Raw genomic sequence first — 17327 nt, forward strand, 5'->3', positions numbered from 1 at the left:
ACTCTTGATAATTGGAGTCAAAACCCTAAGTAAAGGGGTGAGTTAATGGCGAAAGATGAAATAAAAATTAGTTTTAAAGTATTCAATGAAGATTTTAAAAACTCTATGAGTGAGATGAAAAAAAGCACTACTGAATTAAATAGAGAATTCAAATTACAAAAAGAGCAAATGAGATTATCAGGTAGTGAAACTGATAAATTAAAATCTAAATTAGAATATTTAAATAAAAGGCATGAACAAGCAAAAGAAAGAGTAAGATTGACTCAAGAACAATTAAATAAAGCTAAGTCTACTTTTGGAGAAAATTCAGAAGAAGTTAGAAAACTTGAAGGCGAACTAAAAAATGCAAAAATACAAGAGCAACAGTTTGCTAATAAAGTAAAAACTACATCTGATGAATTAAACAAGGCAAGTAATCCGATAAATAACTATAAAAAGAAGTTAAATGAAGTAGGCAATAAACTAAAAAACACAGGAACAAAGATGAAAGATATAGGCAAAGGTATGACAGCTAAAGTTACAGCTCCTATAATTGCAGCAGGAGTTGGTTTAGTTGGACTTGCAACAAAATCTGGTCAAGCTGCTGATAGATTATTAGATTTGAAAGAGATTACAGGACTTACTACAGATAGCTTACAAGAATGGAGACATGTTGCGACAGTGGCAGGAGTAAGTCAAGATTCTATGACAAGTGCTATAGAAGGGTTTGTAAGAAAGCTCCCTCAACTTGAAGCAGGAACTGGGAAATCTACAGAACAACTTAAGAAATTAGGTTTAAGTTATGATGATTTAAAAAACAAAAGTCCTGATGAGCAATTTGATTTAATGATTAATAAGCTTGCCGATATGGAAGATCCACTAGAAAGAAATGCTATAGGTTCATCTCTTTTTGGTGGGGCATGGAAAGAGTTAGCACCAGTTTTAGGTATGGGGGCAGAAGAAATACAGAAAACAAGAGATGAAGCTCATAGTCTTGGAAATGTATTATCAGAAGATGCATTAAATGACGCAAATAATTTTAGAATTGAAATGGATAAAATGAAAGAGTCTATAAAAAATGCAGCCTTAAAAATAGGTGCAGATTTAGCACCTATTTTAAGAGATAATTTGGTTCCTTTAATTAGAGATACTTTAATTCCTAAAATGCAAGAGTGGGGAGAAAAGATAAAAGAATTAATACAATGGTTTATAGATTTATCCCCTAAAACACAAAAATTTATAGGAATAGCTATAGGTTTATTAGTAGCACTAGGACCATTACTTGTGGTCTTTGGAGTAATAGTAGGTGCTATAGGAAATATTGTAATAGCCATAGGACCTCTACTTGGAGCATGGGCCGGAATCAAAACAGCAGCAGTTGCACTTGCTGGATTTTTAAAACCTATATTTGCTACATTATTTGGTCCATGGGGTATAGCAATAGCTGCAGCTATTGCAGCAGGAGTATTAATATATAAAAATTGGGACTTGATAAAAGAAAAAGCATTACAACTTAAAAACTGGTTAGTAGAAAAATTTACTGTTATGAAAGATGGAGTAGTGACTAAATTTACTGAATTAAAAGAAGGTGCTAAAAATAAATTTAATGAATTTAAAACAAATGTTATAAATCCAGTAAAAGAAACTGCAACTAATGTAAAAAATAAAATATCAGAAATGAAAACTAATGCATCTAATAAAATTAATTCTATGAAAGATGATGCAAGAACAAAATTTAATCAGTTTAAATCTAATGTAGTGAATCCAGTTAAAAATACTGCTACTGATGTAAAAAATAGAATATCGACTATGAAAAATGATGCAGTAAGTAAATTTGAGAGTCTTAGAAGTAGTGCAAAGTCTAAATTTGATGCTGCTAAAAGTGCAATAGTAGATCCTATTAATACAGCTAAAGATAAAATATCTACAGCTATAGATAAAATAAAAGGTTTCTTTAGTGGATTGAAATTAAAAATTCCTAAATTTTCTATGCCTAAAATGCCTAGGTTTAAGATTACTGGTGAATTTAGCTGGAAGAAAAAAACAATACCTAAAATAGGAGTGTCATGGAAGTCAGAAGGAGCTATATTTAGAAAACCAACTGTATTTGGTGGTGTAGGAGTAGGAGATGCTTATAGAGGTACAGGTAATGGAATGGAAGCAGTATTACCTATTTCTAAACTTGCAGGAATGATAAGAGATGTATTACCTATAGATTATATGCAACCTTCACTTGAAGCTATGGGAGATATATACCTAACTGTAGATGTACCTTTAGATGGTGAAACTATAATTAAAAAGACAATTCATATCACAGCACAACAATTAGAAAAATATAGAAAAAGAAAGGGGAGGTAAGGTTGTATTTTAATAATATAAACTTTTGTGATTATTTAATTGTAAATGATATAAGAAGAAGTATATTACCTCCTCAAAATACTATCTTACGAAAAGTACCTAAATCTATAGGACAAACTTTTATAAGAAAAGAATTAGGTGTAGGAGTAATAGAAGTAGATATAACTTTAATAGCTAATAATAGAGTTAACTTAAGAAAGAATATAAGACAATTAGCATCTATGTTATATACAGAAACATTAGAAAAATTAATTTTTGATGATGAAGTAGATAAGTATTATATGGCAATTTTGAGTGAGGATACTGAATTAGAAGAAATTTGTAGTATAGGAGAAGGCACTCTTACTTTTATTTGTCCTGATCCTATATCCTATGGTGATACAAAAAGTCATACTATTACCGACTCTGTAAAATTATTTTTATCTGGAACATACAAAACTAAACCTAAGTTTATTTTTAATATTAATTCTAACATAGATCATATAAAATTAACTCATATTGATAAAGGTAAATTTGTATATATAGAACACAATTTTATTCCTGGAGATATAGTTGAAGTTGATTTCAATGACAAATGGAAAGTTAGAAAAAATGGAGTAGTAATAGCAGAGGATATATGGATTATAAGTGATTTCTTTTATTTAGATGTCGGAGAAAATAATATTAATATAGAGCCTTTAGGAGTAGATGTAACAATGGAATATATAGAGAGGTGGTTATAATTGTTTATATTATTTGATAGAGAAGAAAAATATTTGCATGAAATAACTCCTCTAAAGGCTATAAATAAAGAAGTATTAAATGGTGAAGATACCCTACAAATTAGTTTAAATGCTGATGTAGAAGTAGAGAAAAAATATAGAATAGTAACATATATAAAGAAGTATGATATATGGAAAGAATTTATAGTAGAAGAAATAGAAGAAGATAGGACAGAAGGGACTCTTGAAATTTATGCAGAGTCCTCTTTTTATGAGTTGTTAGGTGATTATGTAGAAGATAAAAGAGCAACTGATACTACTGCAAATATAGCATTAGCAAAAGTTTTAGAACCTACCAGGTGGGAAGTTGGCATAGTAGATGATTTAGGTATATCTACAGAAAACTTTTATCATATCTCCAGTAAAGAAGCAGTACAAAAAATAGCTAAAGCTTGGAAAGGTGAAATACAAACTCGAATAGAAATAACAGGCAAGAAAATTACACATAGATATGTAGATTTATTTGTACAACTTGGTGATTTTCTAGGTGAAAGATTTGTAACAGGTGAAAATATAGAAAAAATAAAAAGAACAGTACATTCAGATCCAGTATGTACAGCTTTATATGGTTATGGGAAAGGTGAAGAAGTAGGAGATGGTTATGGTCGTAGGTTAGATTTTGCAGATATAAATAATGGTAAAGCATATGTAGAGGATAATGAAGCAAGGTTAAAATGGGGCAGACCTAATGAAGATGGCACTAAATCACATATATTCTACAAAAAAGATTTTGATGATATAGAAGATAAGCAAGAGTTAAAACAAGCCACAGAAGAAGAATTAGAACGTCTTTCTAAGCCTAATATAACTTATGAAGGTGAAATAATAGGTGCAAGTGCAAGACTCGGCGATACAGTAATATTAATTGATGAAACATATAAGCCTGAATTAAGATTAACTGCAAGAGTATATGAAATAGAAAATGATTTACTTGAAGAAGAAAATTCTAAACCTGTACTAGGAAACTTTATCCCAGATATTTCTGACACTATGAATAAGCAAGAAGAGTATATAAATAATTTTAGGGATAAATCTGGAGTATGGGATAGAGCAGACATTATAAATCAAGATGGTACTATAAATACACAATATTTAGATGGAGCAATAGATGTATTAAAAAATAAATTAAACTCTACTACTTCTGATTGGTATACAGATGATAAAGGTGCATTAATCTTTGAAAATAAAACAGAAAATAGTGCTATGAAATTAACTGGCAAAGGATTTATGATTGCTGATAGTAAAGATGTAAATGGTAATTGGGATTTTAGAACATTTGGCACTGGTAAAGGGTTCGTAGCAGATGAGATAATAACTGGACTATTAAAAGGTGGTAAAGTTAAATTTGACCTTACAAATGGTACTTTACTTATAGGAAATTCTATAGAGGATTATTCACTACTTTTTGATGGAAGTAGTTTAAGGATTAGATTATCAGATGGAAAAACTATAGAGGAAACTGTAATAACCAAAGTAGAAGAAGAAATAGAAAAAGCTCCTATATATGAGTGGACTAAATATGCAGATGATATAAATGGAACTAACATAAGTGATGATCCTTTAAATAAAAAATATATAGGTAAAGCTTATAATAAAAATTCTCAAATTGAAAGCAATAATCCAGATGATTATACATGGACTATATCTAATTATTATGTAGATAATAAAATTGATAATGTATCAAATAATTTAGATAACTTCCAAAATGATGTTAGCACAACTTTCAAAGATGGAATAATAGAAGAATCTGAAGCTAAAGCAGTAGAGAAATATATTAATACACTACAATCACAACAACAACAAATATATAAGATGCATCAATCTATATATAATAATGAACATCTAACAGGAACATATAAAGTAGAAGAAAATACAGCATACAATAACTATATTACAGCATTTAATAATTTAATAGATTATATAAATAATGTAATATCAGATGGAAAAACAACAACTACAGAAAAACAAGAAGTAGATGCTAGATTTATTATTTATAAAGATAGAATAGCAGCATATCAAGAAAAATTAAATAATGCTCAAGAATTTATACAGTCAGAGATAAAAAGAAAAGCAGAAGAATTTGCTACAAGCTCTGATGAAAAACAACAAGAAGTAATAAATGAACAAACTCAACAACTTGCAGTAGATTTTAATTCTAGTATACAGGCAACAGCTGAAAGTGTAACTAATACTATGAGAGCTGAATATCAAGATGCTGATGGTAAAGTAATAGAAGCTTATGAAAAGAAAATAAAAGAAACTGCTGAAGCTTGGAAGTTGTCCTTTAGTCAATTAACAAATGACTATGCAGGATTAAATGGGCAGATGAATGAAGTAACTTCATATTTTAATTTTGGATTTAATTTATTTGAAATTGCTTTAAGTGATAGTAAAGTAAAGTTGCAGTTACAAAATAATAAGTTTGCAATAGTTGATAATGGAGTAGCTTCTCAATGGTTTGATAATCAAAATGCTTACATTAAAAATCTAATTGTAGAAAATGATGCACAACTTGGAAATCATATGTTTAAGAAAAATGGAACAAAAACATTGATACAATGGGCAGGTGATGAATAATGCTTAGTGGATCTATAAATAATACTTTTAAAGATACATGGAGATTAATAGCTGAATGGTCTGCTACACAAAATATAGAAGAAAATTATAGTTTAGTAACAGTTAATTTTTATCTAACTGGTGATTATGCAATATATTCTGGTAGTAGGAATAATGGCTATATTACAATAGATGGTTCAAGATATAATTTTACTGCTAATTCTTCAATAAGTGCTGGACAGAAAAAATTATTAGGAAGTGCAACAAAAAAAGTTTATCATAACAATGTAGGAGAAAAAACTTTTAAAATTTATGCATCATATGATTTAAAAGTTACGTTATCTGGAACTTATATAGGTACAAGACATGTAGAAGGTAATTTTAGATTAAATGATATACCAAGAGCCTCAACAATGAGTGGAGTACCAGAAAGTTTTGATATTGATACAGCCTTTGGAGTAGGGGTACAACGTGCTGATGCATCCTTTACTCATAAAGTTACAATGTATTTGGGTACAAAATATATAGGAGAGTGGACTGGTGGACCTTCAATATCTGTTAGCTTAGACACTACAAGGCAGAATAGAATATATGAAGAAATACCAGAAGCAACTAAAGCTACAGTTACCCTTAAATTAACAACATATAAAGGTACAAAACAAATTGGAGATAGAACAGAAACTACAATAGTAGCAAAAGTACCTTCTGCCATAAAGCCTTACTTTAGTAGTATAGGGCATAGAGAAGATTCACCAGTTGTAATTAATTCTGAAATAGATTTATATATAAAAACTTTATCAAAAATACGTATATGGTTTAGAGAGGCAGTTGCAAATAAGTATGCTACTATAAAAAGCTATGCAATACACATAAATGGTAAAAATTATTTAGGTAGTGCTATTACTACAGATTTAATAAATAAAAGTGGGACACTAACCATAACAGCTACTGTAACAGATAGTAGAAATAGAACTTTTACAAGAACTTTAGATATTACAGTTGCAAATTATGCACCTCCAGACATACAAAAAGTTGTACCTAAAAGATATGAAAATTCTAGTGGTACAGAAGATGGAATGGGAACATATTTAGGAGTAGATATATTAGGTCAAGTAAGTAGCTTAAAATTAGGAACTACAGAAAAAAATACTTGTACCATAAGAATATACAAAAAACCTAAAGGATATCCTACATGGTCTGCAATTTACAATAATACATGGAGTTTATCTATAATGAGTACATGGGGTTATTACCCTGGATATTTAATAGATGCAGCATATGACATACGAATAGAAGTAGAAGATAAATTTAATATTGTAAGAGTAGATAGAATACTACCTACTGCTATTATAACTGGAGAACTTGCCAAAACAGGAATGAGCATAGGCACAACATATAGAGAGGGAGAAGGAGTATTACAATTAGCATCCCCTTATGGACAGAATGTTGAATTCCCACTAATAAACATGAGTGGTGGCTATGTAATTTATAGAGATAACACTTCACTTGCAGGAGCTATATCTCGTGCTTGGTTAGATACTCCAGATATGGGGGAAGTAGTTATAGGACCACGTTCATCAAGTAGAACTATGAAACAATTTAGAGTTAGGGCAGAAAAACATAGTTTTGAAGATGGTCCTATTTATAATGGATCATATAATAAAAATGGTAATGGCTATACAAAACTTCCAAATGATTTTATTATGGTTTGGGGAGAGGTTGTATATTCTGCCAGTGGAAATACAGGATATATAAGGGTAACTTTACCTATGACATTACCAAACAATATTTATAATGTAGTAGCAACTCCAAAATATCAAAGTGGTGCACCTTTAGATGTAACAATAACAGCACAACCAATTTCTAAATCTGAAATAATCTTTTATGTTAGAAGTTCAGGCAGCAAACCAACATCAGACTTTAGAATATGTTATCAAGTGTGGGGTGATTAGATGTATATTAAAATAGATGAAAAAGGTAAATATAGTTTTTATCCAGAAAATATGTATTCAGAAAAAGAGCTTGAAGATTGTATAGAAATTAGTGATGAATTTTATCAATATCTTATTAATAATAATGATAAATTTATATTTGATGTTACGAAAGAAAGCCATACTATTGATGATTTAATATCTAAACCTAAAGATTTTGATGATGTACCAGAACTAAATGAACCTAAAAGTGAAACAGAAAAATTAAAAGAACAGATATCTAACTTGAAGATGGAAAATGCAGAAAGTAATGCAGAACTATTTGAAACTATGCTAATGATGTTAGGGGGAATGTAGTTTGTTTAGTGAGGATAGTGAAATAGTTAAAAGTTATGCTCTATTGATTAAAAATAATAGAAAAACAATTGATGATGTACCAGACTATAAAAATTTGAAAGAAGTGGTTCAAAATGTCCTCAAGGCTTAAAATCATATATCAACTATTGAAGGAGGTGTTAAGAATGACATTTACAACGGATAGTAGAATAGCAAAATCATATGTAATATTGATTTTAGCAGGCAGATATACAATTGAAGAAGTACCAGATGTGGGTAACTTAAGAGGAATAGTACAAGAGTTATTAATATCATAAACATATAGACACCTAGAAGGGTGTTTTTTAATGTCCCTTTTTTTAAATAATATGATATATTATAGGAAAAGGGGGGAGTTTATTGGATGATAAAGAAAAAGAGTATAAAAAAGCTTTTAAGTTTATAAAAAGATGGAGTAAAGCTCCTAGTACTCTGAGTTATACAATAGGGTATAGTGCTGGAAATGGAGATAAAGAACCAGCTGCCAAAACATATAAGTATGTATTAGAACTAGAAAAAGATAATTCAATTTCTTATAAAGAAAAGTTAATTGTTTTAGATGATTTTTTAGAAGAAATGAATAAAGAAGAAAGGCTAAAGAAAATGATGGTAACATCTTATTATAATAATATTAAAAGATATATAAAAAAATCAATGAAGGATGTTGAAGAGGGGATACCAGTACAGACAAGAAGAAAATAAATTATTTAAAGGACTAGAGATAGTCCTTTTTATTATGCAAATTTTAAGGAGGTCGATTATGCCAAATGAAATTGTTGTGGCAATTATTGCTTTTTTAGGAACTACTATAGGTACCGGAGGAGGAATATTAGCATCAAGTAAATTAACAAATTATAGGATATCACAACTTGAAAGCAAAGTTGATAAACATAACACAGTTATAGAAAGAACATATATATTAGAGGAACAAATGAAAGTTGCAAACCATAGAATTAATGATTTAGAGAAAAAAGAAAAGCATTGATAAAGCTAAGTGGTGGTTTTTAACTGGAATGTTAGGACCATTAATCTTAGCTTTTATATTATCACAATTAAATTTATAGGAGGAATGTAAATGGATTTTAATTTTAAAGGTGTAAATAAAGCTACATGGGTAAGGATCATAGGTTTATTTTTAGTTCTAATGAATCAAATATCAATAAGTATATTTAAATTTGAGTTATTACCTTTTGGAGATGAAGAGATAAACGAAGGTGTATCTACAATACTTACAGTTGTAATTGCAATAGTTGCAGGGTGGAAAAACAACTCTATAACAAAATCAGGACAAAAAGCAGACAAGGTATTGAAAGAAGAAAAAAGAAAGGTTGTGAAATAATGAAAATTAAACAACAGCTAATAAGAGATACAAAACATAAGTACGGGAAAAGCAACAAAAAGAAATATATTACTGTACATCAAACTGATAATTGGGATAGGGGAGCAAATGCTCAAGTGCATGCTAACCTACAGAGTAGAGTGAATCCTCGTAAGGCATCTTGGCATTGGCAAGTTGATGATATACAAGCCATACAATCATTTTTACATTATTTTCAGTTATGGCACTGTTCAGATGGTAGAGGAAATGGAAATCTGAATTCAATAGGAGTAGAACTTTGTTTAAATAGAGATGGGAACTATAATAAAGCAGTTGAAAATGGAGCAGAATTAGTAGCCTATATTATGAAAAAAGAAAATATTCAATTATCTAATGTGGTCCAACATAATTACTGGAGTGGAAAGAATTGTCCTTCTCAAATACGTAGAGGTAAGAATGGCATTTCATGGTCCGACTTTAAAAAGCTAGTAGCTAAGAAGTTAAATAAAGATATAGTTGAACCTACAAAAACTATAGAAAAATTAATTGCAGAAACATTGGCAGGAAAATATGGGAATGGAGCAGAGAGAAGGAGGTTGCTAGGTAGTAACTATAATGAAGTGCAAAGAGAAATTGATAAAATGTATAACTCTAAGCCTATACCAAAGCCGACTAAGACTATAGATAAGTTAGTTGAAGAAACATTGTTAGGATTCCATGGTAATGGAGCAGAAAGGAAAAAATCATTAGGATCTAATTATCAAAAAGTACAACAAATTATTAATGGGAAATTTGAAAGAGTAGATATAAATAAACTTGTAAAAGAAACATTAGCAGGAAAACATGGGAATGGTGCTCAAAGGAAAAAATCGTTAGGTAAGTATTATAATGAGGTCCAAAATATAATTAATAAAAAATATAGTGGCAAATCTATAGATACTTTAGTCAAAGAAACTCTAGAGGGTAAACATGGTAATGGTGCTGAAAGAAGAAAGTCTTTAGGTACACACTATAAAGAAGTGCAAAATATAATTAATAAGATATATAAATAAAATAATTAATAAAAAAATATAATAAATAATATTGACCAGGACTATTTGTCCTGGTCTTTTTTTATGTCAATTGATTTTATTTTTTATTTTATGATATAGATATATAACCTCATCTAGTTCTTGACTTATATCTATTATTTCTGTTGTAATTATAAAATCATTCTTATGTAGCAGTTTATGCATTTGTTTTTTTAATGATGTCATTTTCTCTTCAACATCTTCTACTTTCCCCATAAAACCACACTCTCATAATTTTTTTTATATTTGCCTTACTTTTCCTATTATATTATAAAATTACTTAGTTAACAATAAGAAATATAATGTATAAAATTATCATATTTGACAAAATGAATTAATATTCCGAGATTTTTATTTTTATGTAGAGGAATTAACGATTTTATGTAGAATATATATAAAAAAGGGGGAATTGAATGTGAGATATAATAAAAATGACCTTGAAGAAATAACAAAAATGTTTATTAAACTGGCAGATAAATTATTAGAAGAAAACAAGATAGATAAAGAAACTTATATAGAAATTACAAAGAGAAAGAAAGGTTTTTTAAGGTTTATTGAAAAAGACAAAATACATAATACATAAATGATATAATGAGCAATTATTTTAAGGCTAGGGAGAAATCTCTAGCCTTATTTTTTGTGCTTAAAAATGTTAAGTATAATAATTAACTTTATTAGAAATAATTAATTTAGATAGTAATATAATTTTTAGGGTAGAAATATAATATATTATTAAGACTTATATCTTTGGTTATAAGAATATTAATATTTACCTATAAGTAAAGAATAAAGGATACGTTAGATATAAACTAATAAAATTGATTTTATAGTGCATAATTACGAGTCCTAACCACAATATGTAGTGGTTTACAGATACTTAATTTTAATATAAAATTAAGTAAAGTAATTAGTGGTTAATGGGGGACGAATTTAAACTATGGAGGATATAGTAGCGACGCGTTTTATTAGTGAAATAAACACTGGTTTGTCTAAGCCTGTAATATTAGGAGCTAGTGATGGGAATAATTATGTTGTTAAATTTAGAGATGATTTAGTTACAAATAAGGTTTTAATTAATGACCTCATTTGTTGTAGATTAGCTAAGCTATTTGATCTTCCTGTTGCAGAAGCTAGAACCATTTTCATAGGTGAAAGTTTGATTAATATAGAGCCTTACTTATCTAATAGAAAAATTAAAGATGGCAAACATTTTGCTAGTTTACATTATAAAAATACATATACTTTTATTGGAGAGAATTCTCTAAAAGGTATTTCAAATATAGATAAGATACCAGATATAATAGCTTTTGATTTGTGGGTAGGTAATGATGACAGAGCAGATAATGAAGGTAACTTACTTTTAAGAACTTCTATTAATAATGATAATTTACTTATTATTGACTATGGCAATTCTTTTCATGGTCCAGATTGGATAGAGGATGATTTGAAATGTAATGATATATTAGTACCACCTTTTGATGGGAAAGTATATAATGTATTAAAGAAATATGTAAATGGCAGTAATCCATTTCAAGAAATATGTAAAAAGATTAAAAGCATTACTTATGATGAAATCACTTCATGTGTAGCAGATATTCCAGATTCTTGGAACTTAAATGAAGATAATAAAAAGAATATATGCGATTTTTTATTTAATAGAAAAGAAAAGTTAGAAGATATATTGGAATATTTAAAGTCAAAAAACGAATTTTATAATTGGAGGAGGTGAGTAGTATGGATTTTAAACAAGCACAATATACAGTTATTAGGTTTATTCCTGACATTATAAAAAATGAACCTATCAATATAGGACTTATATTGCATAGTCCGGAATCAAAATATATTAGAACAAAATTTTCTAAAAAGAAACTTAAATTATTAAGTAGGTATAATGAAGATGTAAATTTAAGAGTTGTAAAAAAACTTACAGAAGATATAGAGATGAATTTTAATAATGAAAATATTCTTATTAGAGATCATTTATTTGGAAACTTTAAAGATAATAAACTTTTAAATAAACTTTCTGCTGCTCATTCTAATCAATTAAGATTTACTACTCCTAGAGGGTTAATAACTACTGATTTAGAATTAGAATTCAAAAAATTATTTGAAGATAATATATATATATATAATGAATCAAATAAAATATCTAGAGTCGAAAAGAGAACAATGAAGAGGGACTTGAAAAAAGAATTTGATAAAACTGATCTTATTAAAAAGAAAATTATTAAAGAAAATCATAAAGAAATAGGAAGATTTGGTGAGGATATAGATATTGATTTCAAATATTTAAATGGAAAACCTAATTTAATCCAAAACTTATCTTTTGATCTTAAATCTATTGATTATATGAATGAAGCAAAACTATGGCTTAAAAATTACGAAGAGTTAAAATCTAAACAAAAAAGAAATAAAGAGGATAGTAATATAAATGTAATTTATTGTCCTCCAATTAATTATAAAGATAAAGCTAAAGATTTTAGTCGAGTTGTAGACTGTTTAGAGGCAGGATCTGATAATTTAATTGATTATACAGATAAAGAACAGTTACATTATTATATTGATAAAGTAATAAAAACAGCTCATTTATAAAAATACATTTTGATGATCTTATTTTTAAATTAACTAGTTTTTTTAATATTTAATACATCATAAAACTAGTAGTATATTTCATAATGAATATCAAATTAAAGGGCCAAATAAGGCCCTTTAATTATGTTCTCCAATATACTCTCTCAATAATTTTGGACTAATATGATAAGTCCATTTGCTACTCATTTTTATTGCAGTACCTATAGGAAGCAATTCTCTTTGTAATCCAATTCGAATAAATTGTTCAGATACTTCTAATACTTTTGCAGCTTCTTTCACTGATACTCTCATAGTATAAAAACTCCTTATTTCTAGTAGACTAATTTTAAAATTATTATAAGAAATTATGGTCTTACTTTTAGATTAATATGCCATAAACTTATAATTGGAATTTTGATTTTAAATTAATTATGTATTATTAATATTTAAAAAAGGATTTTATATAAATAAAATAGAAAGTATCATTAAGGAGTGATTTATTTGAGTGAAAAAGATAATTTAGAAGAGTTTAAGGATATATCAAAAGAAAGGAGAAATAAGTTATGGTAATAGAAGAATTTAAATTAGGTAACACCACAATTCAGTTTGATGATGAATATATAGATGAAAGCAAAACTGAAGAAATATTAGAAAGGATAAAAAAGATACTTTCTAATGCAGAAAGAAAAACGGAAGTAGATGATAGTAACAAATAAAGAATACTGTTGTAATCACTACTGCACACCTACTGCACACAAAACAAAAAAGCTACTCTCTAGAACATGTAATTCTAGGGAATAGCTTTTTCTATGGTGCCGAAGGTGGGACTCGAACCCACACGGTATTGCTACCACCGGATTTTGAATCCGGCGCGTCTGCCAGTTCCACCACTTCGGCTTATTTAATACAAAATATATAATAACATAAATATGAATTAAAAGTCAAGTTTAAAATTAATCTTTAAAGTATAGAATAGTACATATATTACAGGGTAATAAGTAAACCAGAATAATGTATAATTTGTTTACTATAATCCATTTTTAATATATACTTTAGTTATAATATTTTTTAAGGAGTTGTAAAAGTGAAAAATAAAAAAGTAGTTTTAATAGATGGAAATAGTTTGTTACATAGAGCTTACCATGCCCTTCCCCCACTTAAAAATAAAGAAGGATTATTTACTAATGGTGTGTATGGTTTTATGACAATGTTGTATAAAATTTTAGAAGACTATAAACCAGAATATATTTCAGTAGCATTTGATAAAAAAGGCCCAACTTTTAGACATGAAGAGTATAAAGAGTATAAAGCTGGAAGAAAGAAAACACCAGATGATTTAAAAATGCAATTTCCTATGCTAAAAGATATACTGGATAAGATGAATATTCATTGGATAGAACTTGCAGGTTATGAGGCTGATGATATAGTTGGAACATTTTCAAAACATTGTAGTAATAAAAATATGGATGTAATTGTAGTTACAGGAGATAAAGACTATTTACAATTAGTAGATAAGAATATAAAAGTATTAATAACTAAAAAAGGAATGACTAATTTAGAAGAATATGATGAGCAAGCTATGTTTGATAGATATAGCTTAACACCAGATGAGTTTGTAGATTTAAAAGGGCTTATGGGAGATAAATCAGATAATATACCCGGCGTTCCAGGAATAGGTGAAAAGACTGGTATAAAATTACTTAAAAAGTATAATTCTATAGAAAATATATATGAAAATATAGATGAAATATCTGGAAAAAAATTAAAGGAAAGATTAATTGAAAATAGAAATCAAGCTTTCATGAGTAAAATGTTAGCAAAAATTGTAACGAATGTTCCATTAGATATAGATTTGGAAGCCATAAAAAAAGAAGAACCTAATCAATCTGAGTTATTAGAATTATATACTCAGTTTGAATTTAAAAGTTTTATTGATAAATTTGATAAAGAAATCATACAAAATTCTAAAGAAAAGATAGATACAGAAGTAGAAATACTAAACTCTAAAAATGATTTATATAAAATAGTTAATAGTATAGATAAAGGTAACTTTATATTCAAATTCATAGTAAATGGTGAAAGTAATTTAAAAGATAAAATTTTAGGTGTTGGATTTAAATATAATGATGATAAATCATATTATGCTTCATTTGATGATGAAAAAGATACTAAAGAAAAATTAGATATTTTAGCTTCTGTATTTCAAAATGATAAGGTTGCTAAAATAGGTCATGATATAAAAGAAGATATTTTAATTTTATTTAGATATGGTATAGATATATATAATATATTTTTTGATTCATTAGTAGCAGGATATTTATTACAAGCTTCACAAAAAGAATATTCTCTGAAAACATTAGCAGATGAATATTTTAATATATCTATGCAAAATAAAGAAGATTTATTAGGTAAGGGTAGAAATAAAAAAACATTTGATCAAATATCAACTGATACCATAGCTAATTTTATAGCTACTAAATTAAACGTAATTAATAAATTGAAAAAAGTATTGTTAGAAAAAATAGAAGAATATGATATGAAAGCTCTTCTTGAAAACATAGAAATGCCACTTATAAAAGTTTTGGCAGACATGCAGTATCAAGGATTTAAGATTGATATAGAGAAATTAAAAGAATTAGGATTAGAATTTGAGAATCAAATAAATAATTTAACTGAAGAAATATATGAATTGAGTGGGGAAAAGTTTAATATAAATTCTCCAAAGCAGTTAGGAGTTATTTTATTTGAAAAGCTTGAACTTCCTGTTATAAAAAAGACTAAAACTGGTTATTCAACTAATGCTGAAGTTTTAGATAAATTATTAGGAAAACATGAGGTAATAGAAAAAATATTACAATATAGACAAATTGTGAAGATTAAATCAACTTATATAGATGGACTTATACCTTTAATTAATAAAGACACTAATAAGGTTCATTCTAGTTTCAATCAAACAATCACTACAACAGGTAGGATAAGTAGTACAAATCCTAACCTTCAAAATATCCCTATAAAAACTGAAGAAGGAAGAAAAATAAGAAAAGTTTTTGTTTCAAGAGATAAAGAGCATAAATTAGTAGATGCAGATTATTCACAAATAGAACTTCGTGTTTTAGCTCATATATCTGGGGATCCTAAATTAATAGAGGCATTTGAAAATAAAGATGATATTCATGCAAAAACTGCTTCTGAAGTTTTTGAAGTGGAAAGAAAAGATGTAACATCACTAATGAGAAGTAGAGCTAAAGCGGTGAATTTTGGTATAGTTTATGGAATAAGTGACTATGGACTTTCTCGTGATTTAAATATAAGTAGAAAAGAAGCAAAAAAATATATTGATAATTATCTAAAAAATTATAGTTTAGTTAAAAATTATATGGAAGATATAGTGAGTGTTGCCAAAAAAAATGGATATGTAAAAACATTGTTAAATAGAAGGAGATTTATTCCAGAAATAAAATCCAGAAATTATAATGTAAGATCATTTGGCGAAAGAACAGCCATGAATACCCCTATACAAGGTACAGCTGCAGACATTATTAAAATAGCTATGATAAATGTATATAGAGAATTAAAAAATAGAGGTTTAAAATCAAAATTGATTCTTCAAATTCATGATGAGTTAATAATAGAAACACATATAGATGAGATAGAAGAAGTTAAATCTTTACTTAAAGAGTTAATGGAAAATGCAATAAAATTAAATGTACCATTAACTGTAGATATGAATGTAGGGAATAGTTGGTATGGGACAAAATAAAATTAAAATAATAGGTTTGACAGGTGGTATCGCTACAGGCAAGACTACTGTTAAAAACATACTAATAAAATATGGATATAAAGTAATAGATGCAGATGAAATATCAAGAGAAATAGTTAAAAAAGATAAACCAGCATATAAAGACATAGTAGCTTTCTTTGGGATAAATGTGTTAAACTCAAATGATGAAATAAACCGTGAAAAATTAGGGGGTATTATTTTTAATAAAAAAGATTTAAGAAATAAACTTAATGAAATAGTACATCCAAGAGTCTATGAAGCTATTAGAAAAAATATTTATAAATATATTAAAGAAAATGAAAAAGTGATATTTATAGATATACCACTTTTAATAGAAGTAAGAAAAAGGTTAGAAAAAGAAAATATAATATTTGATGAAATTTGGCTTATATACTTAAACAAAGATGAACAAATAAAGCGTTTAATGAATAGAGATGGATATACATTTAAAGAAGCTATGAGTAGAATAAATTCTCAAATAGATATTGATGAAAAAATTAAATATTGTGATATAGTAATAGATAATTCTAGAGATATTGAACACACCAAAAAACAACTTAAGGTAGCTTTAAATAAAAATGACTTCATGTAGGTGGTGATATAGCTGAAAAAGAAAAAAATAATCTT

Annotated in this window: 19 protein-coding genes and 1 tRNA gene; 17 read left to right on the forward strand and 3 right to left on the reverse strand. The window is 27.6% G+C overall.

Annotation, left to right across the window (positions count from 1 at the left end; all coding sequences use genetic code 11):
- Positions 1-45 precede the first annotated feature (45 nt).
- The 11 genes from E0D94_RS06755 (at position 46) to E0D94_RS06795 (ending at position 10330) form a co-directional block, all read left to right on the forward strand.
- The gene (locus tag E0D94_RS06755) at positions 46-2337 is read left to right on the forward strand and encodes a phage tail tape measure protein (protein ID WP_130806521.1); all 2292 of its coding nucleotides are present in this window, start codon (positions 46-48) and stop codon (positions 2335-2337) included.
- 2 nt (positions 2338-2339) lie between these two features.
- On the forward strand, positions 2340-3059 hold the full coding sequence (locus tag E0D94_RS06760) for a distal tail protein Dit (RefSeq protein WP_130806522.1): 720 nt from the start codon (positions 2340-2342) through the stop codon (positions 3057-3059).
- Complete coding sequence (locus tag E0D94_RS06765; RefSeq protein ID WP_130806523.1) at positions 3060-5675, forward strand: phage tail spike protein; 2616 nt, start codon at positions 3060-3062, stop codon at positions 5673-5675.
- Entirely contained in the window at positions 5675-7606 is a 1932-nt protein-coding gene (locus E0D94_RS06770; protein WP_130806524.1) for a DUF859 family phage minor structural protein, read from the forward strand. The genes E0D94_RS06765 and E0D94_RS06770 overlap by 1 nt, the downstream gene beginning before the upstream one ends.
- Positions 7607-7942, forward strand: coding sequence for a hypothetical protein (locus E0D94_RS06775; RefSeq protein ID WP_130806525.1), 336 nt, complete (start codon positions 7607-7609; stop codon positions 7940-7942). It abuts the gene before it with no gap.
- Position 7943: 1 nt separating this feature from the next.
- Positions 7944-8072: a CD1375 family protein gene (locus E0D94_RS15085; protein WP_278044679.1), complete on the forward strand. Its 129-nt coding sequence runs from the start codon at positions 7944-7946 to the stop codon at positions 8070-8072.
- Between the two features lie 34 nt (positions 8073-8106).
- Complete coding sequence (locus tag E0D94_RS15090; RefSeq protein ID WP_278044680.1) at positions 8107-8238, forward strand: CD1375 family protein; 132 nt, start codon at positions 8107-8109, stop codon at positions 8236-8238.
- 82 nt (positions 8239-8320) lie between these two features.
- Positions 8321-8662 carry a hypothetical protein gene (locus E0D94_RS06780; protein ID WP_130806526.1) on the forward strand — a complete coding sequence of 114 codons (342 nt, stop codon included), beginning with the start codon at positions 8321-8323 and terminating at the stop codon, positions 8660-8662.
- Between the two features lie 58 nt (positions 8663-8720).
- Positions 8721-8945: a hypothetical protein gene (locus E0D94_RS06785; RefSeq protein ID WP_130806527.1), complete on the forward strand. Its 225-nt coding sequence runs from the start codon at positions 8721-8723 to the stop codon at positions 8943-8945.
- 90 nt (positions 8946-9035) lie between these two features.
- Entirely contained in the window at positions 9036-9299 is a 264-nt protein-coding gene (locus E0D94_RS06790) for a phage holin (protein ID WP_130806528.1), read from the forward strand.
- Positions 9299-10330, forward strand: coding sequence for an N-acetylmuramoyl-L-alanine amidase (locus E0D94_RS06795; protein WP_130806529.1), 1032 nt, complete (start codon positions 9299-9301; stop codon positions 10328-10330). Before E0D94_RS06790 ends, E0D94_RS06795 begins: the two co-directional genes overlap by 1 nt.
- 66 nt (positions 10331-10396) lie before the next feature.
- Here the strand turns inward: E0D94_RS06795 and E0D94_RS06800 are convergent, their stop codons facing one another.
- Positions 10397-10564, reverse strand: a complete 168-nt coding sequence (locus E0D94_RS06800) for a Spo0E family sporulation regulatory protein-aspartic acid phosphatase (protein WP_130806530.1) — start codon at positions 10562-10564, stop codon at positions 10397-10399.
- 199 nt (positions 10565-10763) lie between these two features.
- Here E0D94_RS06800 and E0D94_RS14790 point away from each other — a divergent pair, with 199 nt between their 5' ends.
- The 3 genes from E0D94_RS14790 to E0D94_RS06810 all read left to right on the forward strand — a co-directional run bounded on the left by E0D94_RS14790 (position 10764) and on the right by E0D94_RS06810 (position 12940).
- Positions 10764-10931, forward strand: a complete 168-nt coding sequence (locus E0D94_RS14790; protein WP_160196243.1) for a hypothetical protein — start codon at positions 10764-10766, stop codon at positions 10929-10931.
- Between the two features lie 354 nt (positions 10932-11285).
- Complete coding sequence (locus E0D94_RS06805) at positions 11286-12077, forward strand: HipA family kinase (RefSeq protein WP_130806531.1); 792 nt, start codon at positions 11286-11288, stop codon at positions 12075-12077.
- A 5-nt stretch (positions 12078-12082) separates the two neighbouring features.
- Positions 12083-12940, forward strand: coding sequence for a DUF3037 domain-containing protein (locus tag E0D94_RS06810; RefSeq protein WP_130806532.1), 858 nt, complete (start codon positions 12083-12085; stop codon positions 12938-12940).
- 117 nt (positions 12941-13057) lie between these two features.
- Here the strand turns inward: E0D94_RS06810 and E0D94_RS14795 are convergent, their stop codons facing one another.
- Positions 13058-13231, reverse strand: a complete 174-nt coding sequence (locus E0D94_RS14795; protein WP_165442893.1) for a hypothetical protein — start codon at positions 13229-13231, stop codon at positions 13058-13060.
- A 251-nt stretch (positions 13232-13482) separates the two neighbouring features.
- Here E0D94_RS14795 and E0D94_RS14800 point away from each other — a divergent pair, with 251 nt between their 5' ends.
- On the forward strand, positions 13483-13635 hold the full coding sequence (locus tag E0D94_RS14800) for a hypothetical protein (protein WP_165442894.1): 153 nt from the start codon (positions 13483-13485) through the stop codon (positions 13633-13635).
- A gap of 94 nt (positions 13636-13729) precedes the next feature.
- On the opposite strand, the gene E0D94_RS06815 is transcribed toward E0D94_RS14800, so the two are convergent.
- Positions 13730-13816, reverse strand: a tRNA-Leu gene (locus E0D94_RS06815).
- A gap of 187 nt (positions 13817-14003) precedes the next feature.
- Here E0D94_RS06815 and polA point away from each other — a divergent pair.
- Both polA and coaE read left to right on the forward strand, forming a co-directional pair.
- The gene (polA, locus tag E0D94_RS06820) at positions 14004-16679 is read left to right on the forward strand and encodes a DNA polymerase I (protein WP_130806533.1); all 2676 of its coding nucleotides are present in this window, start codon (positions 14004-14006) and stop codon (positions 16677-16679) included.
- Positions 16666-17292 carry a dephospho-CoA kinase gene (coaE, locus tag E0D94_RS06825; protein ID WP_130806534.1) on the forward strand — a complete coding sequence of 209 codons (627 nt, stop codon included), beginning with the start codon at positions 16666-16668 and terminating at the stop codon, positions 17290-17292. Before polA ends, coaE begins: the two co-directional genes overlap by 14 nt.
- The last annotated feature ends 35 nt before the right edge of the window (positions 17293-17327 follow it).

Source organism: Senegalia massiliensis, assembly GCF_900626135.1.
Classification (GTDB): domain Bacteria; phylum Bacillota; class Clostridia; order Tissierellales; family SIT17; genus Anaeromonas; species Anaeromonas massiliensis.

Excerpts from the sequence above, each read along its gene's own strand:
- E0D94_RS06805 (WP_130806531.1), top strand. The coding sequence starts at position 11,286 with ATGGAGGATATAGTAGCGACGCGTTTTATTAGTGAAATAAACACTGGT.
- E0D94_RS14800 (WP_165442894.1), top strand. The coding sequence starts at position 13,483 with ATGGTAATAGAAGAATTTAAATTAGGTAACACCACAATTCAGTTTGAT.
- E0D94_RS06790 (WP_130806528.1), top strand. The coding sequence starts at position 9,036 with ATGGATTTTAATTTTAAAGGTGTAAATAAAGCTACATGGGTAAGGATC.
- E0D94_RS06785 (WP_130806527.1), top strand. The coding sequence starts at position 8,721 with ATGCCAAATGAAATTGTTGTGGCAATTATTGCTTTTTTAGGAACTACT.
- E0D94_RS06795 (WP_130806529.1), top strand. The coding sequence starts at position 9,299 with ATGAAAATTAAACAACAGCTAATAAGAGATACAAAACATAAGTACGGG.
- E0D94_RS15090 (WP_278044680.1), top strand. The coding sequence starts at position 8,107 with ATGACATTTACAACGGATAGTAGAATAGCAAAATCATATGTAATATTG.
- E0D94_RS06755 (WP_130806521.1), top strand. The coding sequence starts at position 46 with ATGGCGAAAGATGAAATAAAAATTAGTTTTAAAGTATTCAATGAAGAT.
- E0D94_RS06775 (WP_130806525.1), top strand. The coding sequence starts at position 7,607 with ATGTATATTAAAATAGATGAAAAAGGTAAATATAGTTTTTATCCAGAA.
- coaE (WP_130806534.1), top strand. The coding sequence starts at position 16,666 with ATGGGACAAAATAAAATTAAAATAATAGGTTTGACAGGTGGTATCGCT.
- E0D94_RS06770 (WP_130806524.1), top strand. The coding sequence starts at position 5,675 with ATGCTTAGTGGATCTATAAATAATACTTTTAAAGATACATGGAGATTA.
- E0D94_RS06800 (WP_130806530.1), bottom strand. The coding sequence starts at position 10,564 with ATGGGGAAAGTAGAAGATGTTGAAGAGAAAATGACATCATTAAAAAAA.
- E0D94_RS06810 (WP_130806532.1), top strand. The coding sequence starts at position 12,083 with ATGGATTTTAAACAAGCACAATATACAGTTATTAGGTTTATTCCTGAC.
- E0D94_RS14795 (WP_165442893.1), bottom strand. The coding sequence starts at position 13,231 with ATGAGAGTATCAGTGAAAGAAGCTGCAAAAGTATTAGAAGTATCTGAA.